Annotated in this window: 1 protein-coding gene; it reads left to right on the top strand. The window is 46.2% G+C overall.

The features are described 5' to 3' along the window. Nucleotides 1-206 precede the first annotated feature (206 nt). A partial coding sequence (locus tag ACEW8S_RS02125; RefSeq protein WP_373516537.1) for a GH92 family glycosyl hydrolase occupies nucleotides 207-2408 on the top strand: 2202 nt, incomplete at its 3' end.

Below are 2408 nucleotides of genomic sequence, written 5' to 3'. Positions count from 1 at the left end.
TCGACGCCGATTTGGCCAAAAAGCAACATCAGGAAAGAATCGACGTCCTTATGCCCAGACTGGAGGCGGAACGTGTGGAATTTTTATCCGAAGATTTTGAACCGAACGAAACTTGGTGGGATAGTAAGGTGACGAAGGATTAAAGCGGTTTGAAAATCGTAAAATTATCGATAAAAGATATAAACAAGATAAAGGAGTTATATTTCATGAAGATCCGAACGATTGTTCTATTACTAGTGTTAGTGGCCAAAACGGTCAGTATGAATGGCCAATCAATCAAAAAGGTCCCCATGCCGGTTGATCTGGTCGATGTTTTTATTGATACCCGCGTCCCTAGGTTCGATTATTTTATTTCGGCATCACTGCCCTTTGGGATGATTACTCCATCCCCCGATACCAAACACGGCGAATTATGGAATGCAGGTTACCGTTATGATGATAAACATATTCTAAACTTTTCCCACATCCACAACACTCAGACCGCGGGAATCCCGGTTATGCCCGTTACAGGTGTTTGTCGCGGCAATGAGGGTTTTGAAGCGAACAAATCCCGCTTCGAGCACGAAAAGGAAGTCGCGAGGCCCGGTTATCATAAAGTGTTCCTTGACGATTACGGAATTACGGCCGAACTTACTGCTACGACTCGAACGGCCCTTCATCGCTATACTTTCCCCAAAACTGAAGAGGCGCATATACTCTTCGATATCGGTGCCGCCGTTGGCCCTACCGATATGTCGTACGCGTATGCCAAAAGGGTAAACGATTCGGAAATTGAGGGCTATTCGGTAATGACACCTACCATGCGCCGAAAGAAACCGTTCTTGGTTCATTTTGTGGCAAAGTTCAACAAACGGTTCGATAGTTTTGCCGGATGGTCAAAAGTCAATGGCAGCGATACCCCTAAGATGGTAAAACCGAACGCGAACATCGTGGAAGGAGAAGACAGTGGCGTCTATGTATCGTTTGACGACCTCGAAGAAAATCAAAAACTATTGATGAAAATAGGGATTTCGTATGTAAGTGCACAAAATGCCCGATTAAACATGAATACCGAGCTTGATCATTGGGATTTTGAAAAAGTCGTTGACGATGCCACAGAGACTTGGAACGATTATTTGGGAAGAATACAGGTGGAAGGAGGAACCGAAGAGCAGCGCGTCAAGCTCTATACTGATTTGATGCATACCGCATCAAAACGAATCGCGAACGATGTGGATGGATCGTATGCCGATTGGACAGGCCCGCAACCCGTTATCCGTCAGCTTCCTCTAGACGATGCAGGCAGACCCAAAACACAATTTTTGGACGGTGATGGACTCTGGGGAAGTCAATGGAACTTGAATATCCTGTGGAGCCTGCTTTATCCCGAATACGGAAACTGGATGGCCAATACCTTTTTGGAATATTATAAAAATGCGGGTATGATGTCCAGAAGTTCTTGGGGCGGTAACTACTCCTACGTCATGGTCGGCGACCATAGCACCCCGCTTCTTGCGGCCTTAATGTCTACTAAGCGGAACACTTTTGATCCGTTTCTGGCCTACGAAGCCTCCTATAAGAATGCCTTTCCGGGCGGAATTAGAGATCGTGCGGGATACGAAGCCGGACCGAATCCCAAGGGAGGGGGTATCGATCTCTATGATTCCATAGGGTATGTCCCGGTAGAAATTGCAGAACGGGGCGAAGGCTACCATAGGGGCGGTACTTCAATGACCCTGGAATATGCGTATCAGGATTGGTGCCTTGCAACAATGGCCAAGTTATTGGAAAAAAAGGCCGATGCCACACTTTTTGAGAAACGTTCTGAAAATTGGAGAAATGTCTTTAATTCGGATATAGGCTGGGCAAGACCGCGACATGGATCGGGGGAGTGGATGCAAAATTTCTCTCCCGTGGCATTTGGCTTTAACACACCGGGGTTTATCGAAGGAAGTTCGGCAACCTATTCTTTTTATGTACCTCAAAATTTAAACGGGCTTATCGAGGAGATGGGAGGTAGCGAAGAATTTAATCAAAAATTGGATTCGAATTTTATAAAAGCAAGTCCAAATAGATTTATCATGCCCCACGGCGAACATGGCAATGGCTGGGTAGATTATGAAAACCAGCCCTCATGCGCCATGGCACATCTTTTCAGTCATGCGGGAATGCCCTGGAAAACCCAATATTGGGTACATAGGGTCAAAGAGGAAGCCTTTGGGGGCACGGATCCCTATAGTGGATATAACGGGGATGAAGATCAGGGACAGCTAGGAGCGCTAGGGGTCTTGATGGCCATAGGCCTATTCGATGTTCAGGGATGTGTCGGCGAATCCCCGAAAATTGAAATAACCACACCCCTTTTTAATCAAACGAAGCTGAAGTTTCCTTCCTTGGACAATCCCGAGAGAATGGTTGAATTTGAGATA

Origin of the sequence: Pricia sp. (genome assembly GCF_041745955.1) — a bacterium.
Taxonomy (GTDB): Bacteria; Bacteroidota; Bacteroidia; order Flavobacteriales; family Flavobacteriaceae; genus Pricia.
The sequence above is the reverse complement of the archived record's forward strand: the minus strand, read 5'-3'. Positions and strand labels throughout refer to the sequence as shown.